Origin of the sequence: Ideonella alba, from assembly GCF_018069845.1 — a bacterium.
Lineage (GTDB): Bacteria > Pseudomonadota > Gammaproteobacteria > Burkholderiales > Burkholderiaceae_C > Ideonella > Ideonella alba.
In genome coordinates this window covers 68,478-82,787 of record NZ_JAGQDD010000023.1, presented here as the reverse complement: position 1 = coordinate 82,787, position 14,310 = coordinate 68,478, and the positions used below count along the sequence as shown (strand labels likewise).

At 68.2% G+C, this 14,310-nt stretch carries 14 protein-coding genes; 7 read left to right on the top strand and 7 right to left on the bottom strand.

What is annotated here, in order from left to right:
- Positions 1-80 precede the first annotated feature (80 nt).
- From paaE to paaA, 5 genes are all read right to left on the bottom strand, one after another.
- Positions 81-1,163, bottom strand: a complete 1,083-nt coding sequence (gene paaE, locus KAK03_RS21815; protein WP_210856784.1) for a 1,2-phenylacetyl-CoA epoxidase subunit PaaE — start codon at positions 1,161-1,163, stop codon at positions 81-83.
- 16 nt (positions 1,164-1,179) lie between these two features.
- Positions 1,180-1,737 carry a 1,2-phenylacetyl-CoA epoxidase subunit PaaD gene (gene paaD / locus KAK03_RS21810; RefSeq protein WP_210856783.1) on the bottom strand — a complete coding sequence of 186 codons (558 nt, stop codon included), beginning with the start codon at positions 1,735-1,737 and terminating at the stop codon, positions 1,180-1,182.
- Positions 1,738-1,865: 128 nt separating this feature from the next.
- Positions 1,866-2,684: a 1,2-phenylacetyl-CoA epoxidase subunit PaaC gene (gene paaC, locus KAK03_RS21805; protein WP_210856782.1), complete on the bottom strand. Its 819-nt coding sequence runs from the start codon at positions 2,682-2,684 to the stop codon at positions 1,866-1,868.
- 4 nt (positions 2,685-2,688) lie between these two features.
- Positions 2,689-2,988, bottom strand: coding sequence for a 1,2-phenylacetyl-CoA epoxidase subunit PaaB (gene paaB, locus KAK03_RS21800; RefSeq protein WP_210802010.1), 300 nt, complete (start codon positions 2,986-2,988; stop codon positions 2,689-2,691).
- Positions 2,985-3,998, bottom strand: coding sequence for a 1,2-phenylacetyl-CoA epoxidase subunit PaaA (gene paaA, locus KAK03_RS21795; protein ID WP_210802012.1), 1,014 nt, complete (start codon positions 3,996-3,998; stop codon positions 2,985-2,987). The genes paaB and paaA overlap by 4 nt, the downstream gene beginning before the upstream one ends.
- 337 nt (positions 3,999-4,335) lie before the next feature.
- On the opposite strand from paaA, the gene hppD reads away from it, so the two are divergent.
- The 5 genes from hppD (at position 4,336) to KAK03_RS25150 (ending at position 7,487) form a co-directional block, all read left to right on the top strand.
- Entirely contained in the window at positions 4,336-5,424 is a 1,089-nt protein-coding gene (gene hppD / locus KAK03_RS21790) for a 4-hydroxyphenylpyruvate dioxygenase (RefSeq protein WP_210802014.1), read from the top strand.
- Between the two features lie 36 nt (positions 5,425-5,460).
- Positions 5,461-5,964 carry a YbaK/EbsC family protein gene (locus KAK03_RS21785; RefSeq protein WP_210802016.1) on the top strand — a complete coding sequence of 168 codons (504 nt, stop codon included), beginning with the start codon at positions 5,461-5,463 and terminating at the stop codon, positions 5,962-5,964.
- Between the two features lie 15 nt (positions 5,965-5,979).
- Positions 5,980-6,198, top strand: coding sequence for a DUF1289 domain-containing protein (locus KAK03_RS21780; protein ID WP_210802018.1), 219 nt, complete (start codon positions 5,980-5,982; stop codon positions 6,196-6,198).
- 10 nt (positions 6,199-6,208) lie between these two features.
- On the top strand, positions 6,209-6,793 hold the full coding sequence (locus tag KAK03_RS21775; protein ID WP_210802020.1) for a 2-hydroxychromene-2-carboxylate isomerase: 585 nt from the start codon (positions 6,209-6,211) through the stop codon (positions 6,791-6,793).
- Positions 6,794-7,040: 247 nt separating this feature from the next.
- Positions 7,041-7,487 (top strand): pilin, encoded by a 447-nt coding sequence (locus KAK03_RS25150; RefSeq protein ID WP_310738700.1) that lies wholly within the window; start codon positions 7,041-7,043, stop codon positions 7,485-7,487.
- Positions 7,488-7,525: 38 nt separating this feature from the next.
- Here KAK03_RS25150 and KAK03_RS21765 read toward each other — a convergent pair whose 3' ends face one another.
- On the bottom strand, positions 7,526-8,227 hold the full coding sequence (locus KAK03_RS21765; RefSeq protein ID WP_210802022.1) for a ZIP family metal transporter: 702 nt from the start codon (positions 8,225-8,227) through the stop codon (positions 7,526-7,528).
- A gap of 326 nt (positions 8,228-8,553) precedes the next feature.
- On the opposite strand from KAK03_RS21765, the gene KAK03_RS21760 reads away from it, so the two are divergent.
- Positions 8,554-10,338: an MFS transporter gene (locus KAK03_RS21760; protein ID WP_210856781.1), complete on the top strand. Its 1,785-nt coding sequence runs from the start codon at positions 8,554-8,556 to the stop codon at positions 10,336-10,338.
- A gap of 154 nt (positions 10,339-10,492) precedes the next feature.
- Positions 10,493-10,699: a hypothetical protein gene (locus tag KAK03_RS21755; RefSeq protein WP_210856780.1), complete on the top strand. Its 207-nt coding sequence runs from the start codon at positions 10,493-10,495 to the stop codon at positions 10,697-10,699.
- 54 nt (positions 10,700-10,753) lie between these two features.
- On the opposite strand, the gene KAK03_RS21750 is transcribed toward KAK03_RS21755, so the two are convergent.
- The gene (locus KAK03_RS21750) at positions 10,754-14,077 is read right to left on the bottom strand and encodes a beta strand repeat-containing protein (RefSeq protein ID WP_210856779.1); all 3,324 of its coding nucleotides are present in this window, start codon (positions 14,075-14,077) and stop codon (positions 10,754-10,756) included.
- Positions 14,078-14,310: the final 233 nt, after the last annotated feature.

Below are 14,310 nucleotides of genomic sequence, written 5' to 3'. Positions count from 1 at the left end.
CGAGGCCAGCGCCGGGCCGCTCCCAAGCGGCCTCGGCACCCTCTCGGAGGGTGGCGCCGGTACTCCGGCGCCGGGTGCCGTCATTTCTCGTCGAAGCTCAGCAGGACACGTTCCGTGAGCGGGTGCGCCTGGCAGCACAGCACGAAACCGGCAGCCACGTCGGCGGCTTCCAGCGCGAAGTTGCGCTCCATGCGCACCTGGCCCTCCAGCACCTTGGCGCGGCAGGTACCGCAGACGCCAGACGTGCACGAGAACGGCACCTCCAGGCCGGCGGCGCTGGCGGCGTCCAGGATGCTGGGCTGGTCCTTGTGGAAGGCGATCTCGCGCTTGAGGCCATCGCGCACGATGGTGACGCGGGCCTGCTCGGCGTCGCCGGGCTGGGCCTGGTGGACGATGGCGTCCACCTTCTTGTCCTGCGGCACGCCGAAGCGCTCGATATGGATGCCCTCGGCCGGCACGCCGGCGGCCTTCAGCGCGGCCTCGGCCTCGTCGTTCATCTGGAAGGGGCCGCAGACGAAGGCGTGGTCGATCGTGGCGGCGGGCACCAGCGTGCTCAGGAACTCGGCGAGCTTGTCGCGGTTCATCAGGCCGTGGTTGATCGGCGATTCGGTGGGCTCGTCGGAGAACACATGGTGCAGCACCACGCGCGTGAGGTACTGGTTCTTCAGGTCCTCGATCTCTTCCTTGAACATCGTCGAGGCCAGCGCGCGGTTCGCATACAGCAGCGTGAAGCGGCTCAGCGGCTCGCGCGCCAGCACCGTCTTCATGATCGACAGGATCGGCGTGATGCCACTGCCACCGGCGATACCCACAAAGTGCCGGCGCGCCTGGGGCTGCAGTTGCACGAAGAAGCGGCCCTGCGGCGCCATCACCTGCACCGGGTCACCCACCTTGAGCTGCTGGTTGACCCAGTTCGAGAAGCGGCCACCCTTCACCTGGCGAACGCCCACGCGCAGCTCACCGTCGTCGACACCGGCGCAGATCGAGTACGAGCGGCGCAGGTCCTCGCCGTCGACGGTGGCGCGCAGCGTCAGGTACTGGCCCTGGGTGAAGGCGAAGGTCTCGCGCAGCTCGGGCGGCACGTCGAAGCTGACGACCACCGCTTCTGCGGTGTCGGGCTCGATCGCGCGCACGCGCAGCGAATGGAACAGCGGTGTGCTCATCGGAGAGATTCCAGGTTCAGATCGGCTTGAAGTGCTCGAAGGGTTCGCGACAGGCCAGGCAGCGGTACAGCGCCTTGCAGGCGGTGGAGCCGAAGGCGGAGAGGCGCTCGGTCTGTGCGCTGTCGCAGCGCGGGCAGGGCACGGCCGGCTCACGCTGGCGGCGCACGATGCGGATCGGCGCGGTGTCGGCCGCCGTGGTGCAGCCCGGCGGCGCGATGCCGTACTCGCGCAGCTTGCGCCGGCCTTCGTCGCTGATCCAGTCGGTGGTCCAGGCGGGGTGGCGGCGGGTGAGTGCGCGCGCCGGGCCCAGCTGCGCGGCGGCCAGCGCATCCAGCACGCTGCGCTCGATCACCTCGGTGGCTGGGCAGCCCGAGTAGGTGGGCGTGAGCACCACCTCCAGCGTGCCGTCCGTGGCCTCCTGAACCGCGCGCACGATGCCCAGTTCGCACACCGAAATCGCGGGAACCTCCGGGTCAGGGACCTGCTGGAGCACGGTCCAGGCTTGCTGGATGCGCTCAGCGGTCTCGGACGCGGACGACGCCGGAGCGCCGGGCCGCCCCAAGCCCGGCGTCATCCCCTCGGGGGCCGAGGCCGGACGATGGCTGTCCGGGGGACAGTCATCGCCTGACGAGGAGCCCGACCGGACGTGAGGGCGCGGTCCGCAGGACCGACCGGTGTACCCGCCGGGCGAGGGGTCAACCGTCACCACGCGCCCCCGGGATAGGCGCGTTGCAGGTGCTGCATCTCGGCCAGGATGAAGCCCAGGTGCTCGCTGTGCACGCCGCGCCGGCCAGTGCTGCGGAACACGCTGTCGGCGGGCGCCTTCAGCTGCGCCTCGGCCAGCAGCTCGGCGATCTCGGCGTCGAAGGCTTCCTTCAGTGACGAGGCGGCCGGGCCCAGGCCGCTGGCGGCGGCGTGGGCGTCGACCTCGTCGTCCTCGAACAGCTCGGGCACGAAACGCCAGAGCTGCTCCACCGCGTTCTGCATGCGGCGCGCCGATTCCGGCGTGCCGTCGCCCAGGCGCACCACCCAGTCGGCCGAGTGCTGCTGGTGGTAGCGCGCTTCCTTCACCGCCTTGGCGGCGATCGCGGCGACTTCCTCATCCGAGGAGTTCATCAGCCGCTCCCAGGCCAGGCGCAGCCAGGTGGCGACCAGTGCGTTGCGCAGCGTGGTGATGGCGAAGTCGCGCTCACCGCGCGGGCTGCCGTCGGCGCTGTGCGGCAACTCGACCAGCGTGGGGTTCAGGTAGTCGCGCTCCTCGCGCAGGAAGGCGAGCTGGTCCTCGTCCAGCGCCTGGCCGCCGGTGTCGGCGGCGCCCAGCCGGCCGGCATGGGTGTAGAGCGCGCGGGCCTGGCCGATCAGGTCCAGCGACAGGTTGGTCAGCGCGATGTCCTCTTCGAGGATGGGCGCGTGGCCGCACCACTCGCCCAGGCGCTGGGCGTGGATCAGGCACAGGTCGGCCAGGCGCAGCAGGTAGCGCACCGCGGGGGCGCGGCTGGGGGTGACGGAAGGGGCAGTCATGGCCTTACATGTGGTCGACACTGGCGGGCAGCTTGTAGAAGGTCGGATGCCGGTAGACCTTGTCCTCCATCGGGTCGAAGAACATGTCCTTGTCGCCCGGGTCGCTGGCGACGATCTGGCTGGACAGCACCACCCACACGCTGGTGCCTTCCTGGCGCCGGGTGTAGACGTCGCGCGCCATCTGGATGGCCATGGCCGCATCGGCTGCGTGCAGGCTGCCGCAGTGCTTGTGGTCCAGGCCCGCCTTGCTGCGGACGAACACCTCCCACAGAGGCCATTCCTTCGATGTGTTGTCGGCGCTCATGCGGCCTCCTGCTTGGTTGCTTGCTTGCGGGCGTGGGCGAGGGCGGCTTCGCGCACCCAGGCCCCGTCGTTCCAGGCCTTCACGCGCATGCCCAGGCGCTCGCGGTTGCAGGGGCCGTCGCCGCCCACCACGCGCCAGAACTCGTCCCAGTCGATGGTGCCGAAGTCCCAGTGGCCGCGTTGTTCGTTCCACTTCAGTTCGGGGTCGGGCAGCGTCACGCCCAGCACCTCGGCCTGCTGCACGGTGGCGTCGACGAACTTCTGGCGCAGGTCGTCGTTGCTGATGCGCTTGATGCCCCAGCGCATGCTCTGCACGCTGTGCACGCTCTCGGCGTCGGGCGGACCGAACATCATCAGGCAGGGCCACCACCAGCGGTTCACCGCGTCCTGCACCATCGCCTTCTGCTCGGGCGTGCCCTGCTGCATCATCACCAGCAGCGCGTCATAGCCCTGGCGCTGGTGGAAGCTCTCCTCGCGGCAGATGCGCACCATCGCCCGCGCATAGGGCGCGTAGGAGCAGCGGCACAGCGGCACCTGGTTCATGATCGCCGCGCCGTCGACCAGCCAGCCGATCACGCCCACGTCGGCCCAGGTCAGCGTCGGGTAGTTGAAGATCGAGCTGTACTTGGCCTTGCCGCTGTGCAGCGCGCCCAGCAGCTGGTCGCGGCTGGTGCCCAGGGTCTCGGCCGCGGCGTACAGGTACAGGCCGTGGCCGCCCTCGTCCTGGATCTTGGCCAGCAGGATGGCCTTGCGCTTGAGCGTCGGCGCGCGGGTCACCCAGTTGCCCTCGGGCAGCATGCCGACGATCTCGCTGTGCGCGTGCTGGCTGATCTGGCGGGTGAGCGTCTTGCGGTAGTGCTCGGGCATCCAGTCCTTGGCTTCGATGAAGCCGCCGTCGTCGATGCGGGCCTCGAAGCGCTGTTCCAGGTGCATCTCCTCGGCCGAGCGCACGGGCTTGCCGGCGGCGCTTTCGCCGTCCTTGCCCATGGTGTCCATGGCTTGGGTGTACATGCGGGGGATCTCCGGTGAGGGCCGGATCGAGTTATTCGACCGACCGGTCGGTCAATGTAATTTCCGGCGTGGCTTGACGCAAGTCAGAACCCTCCGGGAATACCCTTGATTGGGGTTAAGCAGTTTCGCCACTGGCGCCTGCGGGGCCCGACGGCTACGATGCGCCCCCATGACGACCTCCGTCTTCCAGGGTGTGATCGGCGATCACCTCGCACGCAGCGTGCGGGGCGTGCCCTGCTCGCCGCCTGGAACCTGCGAAACGCGCTGATTGCCCCCGGCCTGGCCGCCTGCCGCGCCCGGAGCCTGTGTTCATCGTTTCTTTCTGCAGGAGCCGCACATGGCTGATCTGTTTGACAACCCCATGGGCCTGATGGGGTTCGAGTTCGTCGAGTTCGCATCCCCCACCCCGAATGTCCTGGAGCCGCTGTTCGAGGCGATGGGCTTCTCGCTCGTCGCCCGGCACCGCTCGAAGGACGTGCTGCTGTACCGCCAGGGCGGCATCAACTTCATCGTCAACCGCGAGCCCCGGAGCCAGGCGGCCTACTTCGCCGCCGAGCACGGCCCGTCAGCCTGCGGCCTGGCCTTCCGCGTCAAGGACGCGCACAAGGCCTATGCGCTGGCGCTGGAGCGCGGTGCGCAGCCGATCGAGATTCCCACCGGCCCGATGGAGCTGCGCCTGCCGGCGGTCAAGGGCATCGGCGGTGCGCCGCTGTACCTGATCGACCGCTTCGAAGACGGCAAGAGCATCTACGACATCGACTTCGAATTCCTGCCCGCCTTCGCCGACCCGGCGAACCGCCACCCCGAAGGCCACGGCTTCAAGGTGGTCGACCACCTGACGCACAACGTCTACCGCGGCCGCATGGCCCACTGGGGCGCGTTCTACGAGAAGTTGTTCGGCTTTCGCGAGATCCGCTACTTCGACATCCAGGGCGAGTACACCGGCCTGACCAGCCGCGCGATGACCGCGCCCGATGGCCTGATCCGCATCCCGCTCAACGAGGAAGCCAAGCAGGGCGGCGGCCAGATCGAGGAGTTCCTGATGCAGTTCAACGGCGAGGGCATCCAGCACGTGGCGCTGCTGTGCGACGACCTGATCGCCGCCGTCGACAAGCTGCAGCTGGCCGGCATCCCGCTGATGACCGCGCCCAACAACGTCTACTACGAGATGCTCGAGGAGCGCTTGCCCGGCCACGGCGAGCCGGTGCCCGAGCTCAAGACCCGCGGCATCCTGGTCGACGGCTCCACCGCTGGCGGCGACAAGCGCCTGCTGCTGCAGATCTTCAGCCAGCCGCTGCTGGGCCCGGTGTTCTTCGAGTTCATCCAGCGCAAGAACGACGAGGGCTTTGGCGAAGGCAACTTCAAGGCCCTGTTCGAGAGCCTGGAGCGCGACCAGCTGCGCCGCGGCGCCATCGCCACCGCCTGAAACAGGGGTGTGGCGAACTTGGCGACAATCGCCGCCATGGCCGACGACACCTCCCTGCAAGACGCCCCGCACCAGGCCTTTGCCGCCGTCACCCGGTTGCTGGCCGAGCGCGGGCACCCGCATGCCCCGCAGTGGCTGAGCGTGCCCGCGCGTACCGCCCAGGAGGCGGCCGACGCGCTGGGCGTGACGGTCGGGCAGATCGCCAAGAGCGTGATCTTCCGGCGCAAGTCCGATGAGGCCGCGGTGCTGGTCATCACCTCCGGTGACCGGCGCGTGGACGAGAAGAAGGTGGCGGCGCTGGTCGGGGCCATCGGCCGTGCCGACGCCGATTTCGTCAAGGCCCGCACCGGCTACTCGATCGGCGGTGTCTCCCCGATCGGCCACGCCACCGAGCCGGTGACGCTGATCGACGCCGACCTGGCCCGCTTCGACGAGATCTGGGCCGCAGCCGGACACCCCAATGGCGTCTTCCGCCTGAGCTTCGCCGACCTGGCGCGCCTGACCGCGGCGCCGGTGGCCGATGTCGTGCAGGCCCGCTGACCCAGGAGACCCTCCATGACCGACCCCGTGGCCCCGCAGACCTCGCACAGCCCGGCCGGCGGCGTGCCTTCGCCGTGCATCAGCATCTGCCGCACCGACCCCGACACCGGCTGGTGCCAGGGCTGCCACCGCACGCTGCAGGAGATCGCGGCGTGGTCGACGATGACCGACGAGCAGCGCATGGACGTCTGGATGCTGCTGCCCGGCCGCCGCGCCCGCGTGCACAACGAATGAGCGCCCGCGCGTGAAGTCGCTGGTCTTCCACTACGACGTGGTCTCGCCCTACGCCTGGCTGGCCTTCGAGCGGCTGCCCCAGGCGATGGAAGGCATCAGCCATGCGGTGGCCTACCGCCCGGTGCTGTTCGCCGGCCTGCTGAAGGCCCATGGGCACAAGGGCCCGGCCGAGATCCCGGGCAAGCGCGAATGGACCTACCGCCAGGTCGACTGGCTGGCGCGCCAGCTGGGCGTGCCGCTGCAACTGCCGCAGCCCCATCCGTTCAACCCGCTGGCGCTGCTGCGCCTGGGCCTGGCGTGCGTGCCGGCCGGCCAGATGCCGGGGCGGCGCATCGTCGAGGCCTTGTTCCGCCATGCCTGGTGTGCCGACGGCGCCGATCCGAACGACCCGCATCGCCTGCAGGCGCTGCAGGCCGACCTTGAGCCGCTGCGCGACCCGCAAGGCGACGAGGTCAAGGCCGAGCTGCGCGCACTGACCGACCAGGCGGTGGCCCGCGGCCTGTTCGGCGTGCCGACGGTGGAGGTCGACGGGCGCCTCTACTGGGGTGTCGACGCCTTGCCGATGCTGCGCGAGGACCTGCTGGCCGCCGGCTGAGGGGCGTGGCGCCACAGCGCGCGCCCTGTGGCGCGCAGGCCCTCACGCGGTAACGCGCGGACCGACCAAACCTGTCACAGGGTGTGCCCATCTGACAGCTTTGGTCGCATCCAGTTGACACGCGTGGTCAGTCACAGCGGTGCGCGCGGCCCGAACGGCCGTCCCGGGACCGGGCACGCGATTCGCAACAGGAGGACGGGGCCGATCAACGGCTCCCTGGCATTACCCAACCACCATGAGCACCTCCATGCAACGAGTCCACCAAGGTTTTACTCTGATCGAACTGATGATCGTCGTGGCGATCATCGGCATCCTGGCCGCCGTCGCGCTGCCCGCCTACAACGACTACACCACCCGCGCCCAGGTGGCGGAGGCGGTGGAGCTGGGCGGCGGGCTGAAGCAGCCACTGACCGACTACGTGATCGACCGCAACACGCTGCCCTCCGCCTATGTGGCGCCGCCGGCCAGCCCGGGCCCGACCGAACTGAGCGCCACCCTGAAGGGCCGCTACTCGAAGTTCGACTCGGTCACCGGCACCCTGCCGAACATCGCCATCCAGTACAGCATGCAGGAAGGCCAGGCCAAGACCTACGTGGTGGTCTTCAAGTCGGCGGACAACGGCACCACCTGGGAATGCGTGACCGGCACCACCGTGCCGAACAAGTGGCGCCCGACCGCCTGCAAGGCGACCTGACGCGCGTCGCTGCGGCGCGTGCTGGCCACGCGCCGCCTTCAATGCCCCATCAGCTGGATGCCCCAGAAGGTGAGGAAGCCGCCGAACAGCACCAGCGTGGCGATCGGCTTTTCCTCCACCTCATGGGCCTCCATCAGCAGCTCCTCGGTCACCAGGTAGAGCAGCGCCGCGGCGCTGAATGACAAGGTGCCCGCCAGCAGGGCCGGCGAGGCCCCGGCCAGCAGCGCGCTGCCCAGCACCGCACAGCCCATCACGGTGAGCCCCAGGGCCGCCGTCACGGCCACGATGCGCCACCCGGCGATGCGCTCCGAGGTGACCGCCAGCCCCAGGAACAGCAGCTCCACCGACAGCCCCAGCGCCAGCACGGTGCCGGTCTCGCCGCCGGCAGCGAAGCCTGCGCCGATGATGAAGCCGTCGGTGGCCACATCGACAAAGGTCGCCACCAGCAGGCCCACGGCCGCGCCCTGGGCGGCCTGCTCCAGCCGCTCGGTCCACAGGTTGAGCGCATACATGAACAGGCTGCCGGCGGCAAACGCGCCCAGCACCACCGCCTTGGTGGCGTGCTCCTTGCCGATGTCGGGCAGCAGCTCCACCGCCAGCGCCGCCAGGATCACCCCCGCCGCGAAATGCTGGATCAGGCTGCGCAGCTGATGCGACGGACGCCAGAGCGCGGCCAGCGCGCCGCCGGCCACCGCCACGCCCGCAGGGATGGCCATGATGAGGGTGGCGTGGGTGTTCATGTCGGGCGGCTCGTCGATGCGGGAGCGGGCGATTCTGCGCGCCGCAGCTGTCGCCCGTCTGAGGCCGACGATGGCCGCGCTCGCCGGCCATTGACCCAGCCTGCAGCGCACGTGATCGCCCCGGTTGAACCTGACTGCGATCGTCGGGATTTTCCCGTACACCCGGTCACCATCTCACCGTGCGAAACGGCGCGTCCGGGTTGCTCCTGACTTTGTCAGGTTTCGTTCAGCCTCGCGTCAGATCGCGGTCAGCGACCCTGAACACAGTCGCCTTCCACGGGCCACGGTCAGTGTGGTGGTCCGCCCGCATCAACAGGAGACAACATATGGCAACGGCGTCCAATGCGCCCATGACCGCCGAGGAGAAGAAGGTCATCTTCGGCTCGTCGTTGGGTACGGTGTTCGAGTGGTACGACTTCTACCTCTACGGCTCGCTCGCGGCGATCATCGCGAAGCAGTTCTTCGCGGGTCTGGACCCGACCTCGGCCTTCATCTTCGCGCTGCTGGCCTTCGCCGCGGGCTTCATCGTGCGCCCCTTCGGTGCGCTGGTGTTCGGCCGCCTGGGCGACATGATCGGTCGCAAGTACACCTTCCTGGTGACCATCCTGATCATGGGCCTGTCGACCTTCATCGTCGGCATCCTGCCCAACTACGCCTCGATCGGCGTCGCCGCCCCGGTGATCCTGATCGTGCTGCGCCTGCTGCAGGGCCTGGCCCTGGGCGGTGAGTACGGTGGCGCCGCCACCTATGTGGCCGAGCACTCGCCGCACGGCAAGCGCGGCGCCTACACCGCCTGGATCCAGACCACCGCGACCCTGGGCCTGTTCCTGTCGCTGATGGTGATCCTGGGCACCCGCACCTTCACCGGTGAGGAAGCCTTCGCCCAGTGGGGCTGGCGCGTGCCGTTCATCGTCTCGATCGTGCTGCTGGGCATCTCGGTGTGGATCCGCCTGAGCATGAACGAGTCGCCCGCCTTCAAGAAGATGAAGGAAGAGGGCAAGACCTCCAAGGCGCCGCTGACCGAGTCCTTCGGCCAGTGGAAGAACCTGAAGATCGTGATCCTGGCGCTGATCGGCCTGACCGCCGGCCAGGCCGTGGTCTGGTACACGGGCCAGTTCTACGCCCTGTTCTTCCTGACCCAGGCCCTGAAGGTTGACGGCGCCACCGCCAACATCCTGGTGGCCGCGTCGCTGATCATCGGCACGCCCTTCTTCGTGGTCTTCGGCACGCTGTCGGACAAGATCGGCCGCAAGCCGATCATCATGGCCGGCTGCCTGATCGCCGCGCTGACCTACTTCCCGCTGTTCAAGGCGCTGACCGAGGCCGCCAACCCCGACCTCGCCAAGGCCCAGGCCGCGAACAAGGTGGTGGTGGAAGCCGATCCGGCCGAGTGCTCGTTCCAGTTCAACCCGACCGGCACCGTCAAGTTCACCAGCTCCTGCGACATCGCCAAGCAGCAGCTGGCCGCGGGTTCGGTGAGCTACGAGAACGTGGCCGCGCCGGCTGGCACGACCGCCGTGATCAAGGTGGGCGACACCGTGGTCAGCAGCTACAACGCCGCCAAGGTCAGCGACGAGGACATCGCCGCCGCCAAGGCTGCCGCCACCAAGAAGCTGGAGGACCTGAAGGCCGCCGGCGGCAAGGAAGAGGACATCAAGAAGGCCACCGAGGCCGTCGCCGGCTTCGAGAAGGACGCCAAGGCGGCCACAGTCAAGGCCAAGGACGCCGCGATGAAGGCCGGCCTGTCGGCCGCGCTGAAGGCCGCCGGCTACCCGACCAAGGCCGACCCGGCCAAGCTCGACAAGGTGAAGATCGTCGGCATCCTGACCATCCTGGTGATCTACGTCACCATGGTCTACGGCCCGATCGCCGCGATGCTGGTCGAGATGTTCCCCACCCGCATCCGCTACACCTCGATGAGCCTGCCGTACCACATCGGCAACGGCTGGTTCGGCGGCCTGCTGCCCACCACCGCCTTCGCGATCGTGGCGCAGACCGGCAACATGTACAACGGCCTGTGGTACCCGATCATCATCGCCACGATGACCTTCGTCATCGGCATGCTGTTCGTCAAGGAGACCAAGGACGTCGACATCTACGCGGGCGACTGAGCCCCGTGACCGGGCCGGGCTGCCTGGCAGTCCGGGCCCCGGCGCCCCAAGGCCCGCCGCCCGGCGGGCCTTGTCCTTTCAGTGAAGGGGTCGCGTCAGTCGCGGCCCCCACAATGCCTTCATTCCCCCTTGTTCCCTCAGGAGACTCAACACCATGTGGAAGATCGCCCTCGGCTTCATCGTCTTTGCCGGCCTGGCCATGTTCATCATCATGAAGGGCGGCGACAAGCTCGACATGAGCGGCGAGAAGCACGGCTCCGAGGCCGTGCATGCGCCTGAGGCCGCCAGTGCGCCGGCCAGCGCCGCGGCCAGTGAGCCGGCGGCTGCGCCGGTGGCCGCGTCGGCTGCATCGGCCAGCTAAGCCCCAGCCCGCCTGGCCTGGGGGCCGGGTCGGGCGGTGCCGCTGAACCGGTGCTCAGCCGGTGATGAAGCCGATGTTGTTCAGGTTGACCAGCCCGTGGTCCAGCGTGCACAGGCGGGTCAGTTCCGCGGCGTCGACGATGGGATTGGTGCCGCCGGAGGTGAACAGGAACACCGCCGCCTCGTTGGCGTTGTGCACCACGAACAGGGCGGTCTGGCCGACGGTGTAGTCCTCGGTGGCCGATCCGATCGCGGCCGCCGCCGCGGTGGCGGTGAGGTCGCCGGTGATGGCGGTATCGACCACCACCAGTTCGGCCGCCGCCGAAAAGCCGCCGGGCCCGCTGATCGCCACACCGCCATCGACCACGGCATCGCCATTGCCGATCGACCAGCCTGCCTGCACGAACTGCAGCAGGTCCTGGCCGCCTGAAAAGTCGGTGATCAGGTCGGCCGCCAACAGGTTGTCGACCACGAAGGTGTCGGCGCCGGCGCCGCCGGTCAGTGTGTCGGCACCGTCGCCGCCGCGCAAGGTGTCGGCCCAGGCCGAACCAATCACGGCCTCAATGTTCACCAGCGTGTCGTTGCCAAAACCCACGGCCGTCCCGGCGCCCATGTCGACATTGACGCCCGACGCGGCGTTGCTGAATGACGCCGTATCCAAGCCTGCGCCACCGTCCAGACGGTTGTTTCCCGAGCCTCCCAGCAGCAGGTTGCTCGACAAGTTGCCTCTGGCGTCAAAGTTGCCATTGCCCAACCGAATTTCCTCGATCGAGCAGTAGGTGTCCAGGTTGAAGCCGCAGTCAACGGTCTGGACGATGTCATAGCCGTCACCACCGTTTTCCCACACCCTCATGTTGGCGCCGATGACGTAGGTGTCGTTTCCCGCCCCGCCGTACAGTTCTCCTCCCCCGCCGTGCGCACAGGTCAGCGTGTTGTTGCCGCTGTTTCCCCAGATGCTGCCGGAATACGCTTCGATGGTGGCGTTCAGGTTGGCACTGCCCTGAAGCTTGATGAGCGCATGAATATTGGGCCCGGCGGTGTAGCTGATGCTGCTGCAGATGGTGCTCAGGCCCCAGGCGTCGATGATGACGTCACCCACGTTGTCGACATAGTACGTGTCGTCTCCGGATCCTCCTTCCATCCTGTCCGCACCGGCGCCACCATTGATGGTGTCGTTGCCGGAACCGCCGACGATTTGATTGGCCAGCGCATTGCCGGTGAGTCGTCCGGAACCGGTCAGGTTCTCGACAAAGGCGGACAGTGTGTAGTCCCCTCCGGCCACCACCACCACGGTATCGGTCCCGCCACCATTGACCTCGACCACCACGTCCTGCGGGCCGCTCACGCGGTAGGTGTCGTTGCCAGCGCCACCGGTCATCGTGTCATTGCCCGCGCCACCGTCGATCAGGTTGTTGCCCGCATTGCCGGTCAATCGGTTGGCGACGTCGTTGCCTGTGAGCGAGACTGAGGCCGAGCCCGTGGACAGCAGGTTCTCCAGGCCCCGTTGAAGTGTCCATGACAGCCCGGTTTCCACCGTGTCGACGCCCCCGGCGGTGTCCTCGCCCATGATCCTGTCACCGGCGTTGTCGACCACGTAGGTGTCGTTGCCGGCGCCGCCTGACATCGTGTCGGCACCGCCCCCGCCATTGAGTCGGTTGTTGCCGCTGTTGCCCGTGATGCTGTTGGCGGCAGCGTTGCCGGTGCCGTTGATGCCGGCGCCTCCCACCAGAGTGAGGGTCTCGATGTTGTCGCCCATCACGCAGCTCGCACTGGCCTCAATCCGGTCATAGCCTTGACCGGCCAGTTCGACCACGACGTCCAGCACGCTGTCGACGATGTACACGTCCGCGCCCAGGCCGCCTTTGAGCGTGTCGTTGCCTGCGCCGCCGTTCAGCGTGTTGGCGCCTGTGTTGCCAACGATGGCATTGTTCAGGCTGTTGCCGACACCGGTGATGGCTTCCGATCCTGTCAGGGTCAAAGCTTCGACGTTTGCCGTCAGCGTGTAGTTGTATGACACGGTCACCGAGTCGTAGCCGCCATTGGCGGCCTCGACAACCGTCGTCCAATGCGCGTGACCCAGCAGGTATTGGTCGTTGCCGCCGCCACCGGTCAGGGTGTCCAGTCCCCCGGCGGCGCCGACGCTCAGCACATTGGCGGCGGCGTTGCCGGTGATGCTGTTGGAGAGGTTGTTGCCCGTCCCGTTGATTGCCGCGCTGCCACCCAGCACCAGGTTCTCCAGGTTGGCGCCCAGCGTTCGGGTCACCAGGCTGGTGACGGTGTCGGTGCCCTCGTTCAGCGCCTCGATCACGATGTCGCCGCTGACATCCACCAGGTAGCTGTCATTGCCCTTGCCGCCGACCAACGTGTCCACACCCGCCTTGCCATCCAGGACGTTGGCCAGGTCGTTGCCGGTGATGCGGTTGGCGCCTGCGTCGCCGGTGCCGCGCAGCGCGGCGCCGGTCAGCTGCAGGTTCTCGATGTTGGGCCGGCTCAGGGTCCAGTCGGTCGCGACCACCAGCGTGTCGATCCCGGCGTTGGCCGCTTCAGTGACCACATCGCTGGCGTCGACGATGTAGGTGTCGTTGCCCAGGCCGCCGCTCATCGTGTCAGCGCCCAGGCCGCCGTTGAGCACGTTGCCCAGGCCGTCGCCGGTCAGCACATCGGCCTGGCGGGTGCCGGTGATGTTCTCGATGCCGACCAGCGTGTCGCGGCCGTGGCCGGTGGCCACGCCGGTGGCCAGGTTGACGTTTACCGCAGTGGTCACGCCGTCGTAGCTGACGGTGTCAATGCCCAGGTTGCCATCGAGCCGGTTGTCACCCGCGTTGCCCGTCAGCGTGTCGCTGCCGTAGCCGCCCCGGAGGTGTTCGATATTCACCAGCGTGACGTAGTACTGGCTGCCCGGCAGGCCCATGCGCTGTGTCAGCAGGCTGGCCGCCATGCCGGTGGAGGTCGCGTTCTCGGCGGTGTCGCTGCCGTCGCCGCCGTCGCAGACCATGCCGCCCAGCTTCGTCGAGGGTTGCATCACGTCGTTGCCGGCGAAGCCCATCTGGCGCAGGCCGCCGCTGATGGTGTCATTGCCCGACAGCAGGTAGCTGTACAGACCGGCGCCGGCCACCACCTTGGTCTGCACGGCGGCGGCGTCGGCGGCCAGGCCCGAAATGGTGAAGCCTTGGGTCGGGTCGAGCGGAGACCACAGGCGGATCTCGTTCACCACGCCCTTGACATGCGTGGCGTCCGGGTAGGTGAAGCTGCCCAGGAAGGTCTGGTGCTTCACGCTGTCTTCCATCTCGAACCACGACGCCGTGCCGGTGGCCCGGAAGACCGTCCAGGTGACCTGGACCAGGGGATTGAAGTTGTTCTCGGCGGTCAGCGTGGCCATGGGTCTGCTCTGGTGTCAGGCGGGTGGGGATGTCCCGTCATGACGAGCACCAGGCACCGGGCTGAGCGCGCAGGCAGGGTGAACCACGGCACTGCGCGCGCGGCGCAGGCATCGCCTCCTCCCGGTCAGGCGCACAGGTGGGCGGCGACGCGCGTCCTGCGGTTTTGTTAACGAATTGTAAGTGCCGCCGGTGAGGTCGGCCAGGGGGCCCGCGGCAGAGGTTTCCCGAGGGG

What these genes read in the sequence shown, in the direction of transcription:
- paaA (WP_210802012.1), bottom strand. Translation starts at nt 3,998, where the DNA reads ATGTACACCCAAGCCATGGACACCATGGGCAAGGACGGCGAAAGCGCC.
- paaC (WP_210856782.1), bottom strand. Translation starts at nt 2,684, where the DNA reads ATGACTGCCCCTTCCGTCACCCCCAGCCGCGCCCCCGCGGTGCGCTAC.
- KAK03_RS21780 (WP_210802018.1), top strand. Translation starts at nt 5,980, where the DNA reads ATGACCGACCCCGTGGCCCCGCAGACCTCGCACAGCCCGGCCGGCGGC.
- KAK03_RS21785 (WP_210802016.1), top strand. Translation starts at nt 5,461, where the DNA reads ATGGCCGACGACACCTCCCTGCAAGACGCCCCGCACCAGGCCTTTGCC.
- hppD (WP_210802014.1), top strand. Translation starts at nt 4,336, where the DNA reads ATGGCTGATCTGTTTGACAACCCCATGGGCCTGATGGGGTTCGAGTTC.
- KAK03_RS21765 (WP_210802022.1), bottom strand. Translation starts at nt 8,227, where the DNA reads ATGAACACCCACGCCACCCTCATCATGGCCATCCCTGCGGGCGTGGCG.
- KAK03_RS21750 (WP_210856779.1), bottom strand. Translation starts at nt 14,077, where the DNA reads ATGGCCACGCTGACCGCCGAGAACAACTTCAATCCCCTGGTCCAGGTC.
- KAK03_RS21760 (WP_210856781.1), top strand. Translation starts at nt 8,554, where the DNA reads ATGGCAACGGCGTCCAATGCGCCCATGACCGCCGAGGAGAAGAAGGTC.
- KAK03_RS25150 (WP_310738700.1), top strand. Translation starts at nt 7,041, where the DNA reads ATGCAACGAGTCCACCAAGGTTTTACTCTGATCGAACTGATGATCGTC.
- paaB (WP_210802010.1), bottom strand. Translation starts at nt 2,988, where the DNA reads ATGAGCGCCGACAACACATCGAAGGAATGGCCTCTGTGGGAGGTGTTC.
- paaE (WP_210856784.1), bottom strand. Translation starts at nt 1,163, where the DNA reads ATGAGCACACCGCTGTTCCATTCGCTGCGCGTGCGCGCGATCGAGCCC.
- paaD (WP_210856783.1), bottom strand. Translation starts at nt 1,737, where the DNA reads ATGACGCCGGGCTTGGGGCGGCCCGGCGCTCCGGCGTCGTCCGCGTCC.
- KAK03_RS21755 (WP_210856780.1), top strand. Translation starts at nt 10,493, where the DNA reads ATGTGGAAGATCGCCCTCGGCTTCATCGTCTTTGCCGGCCTGGCCATG.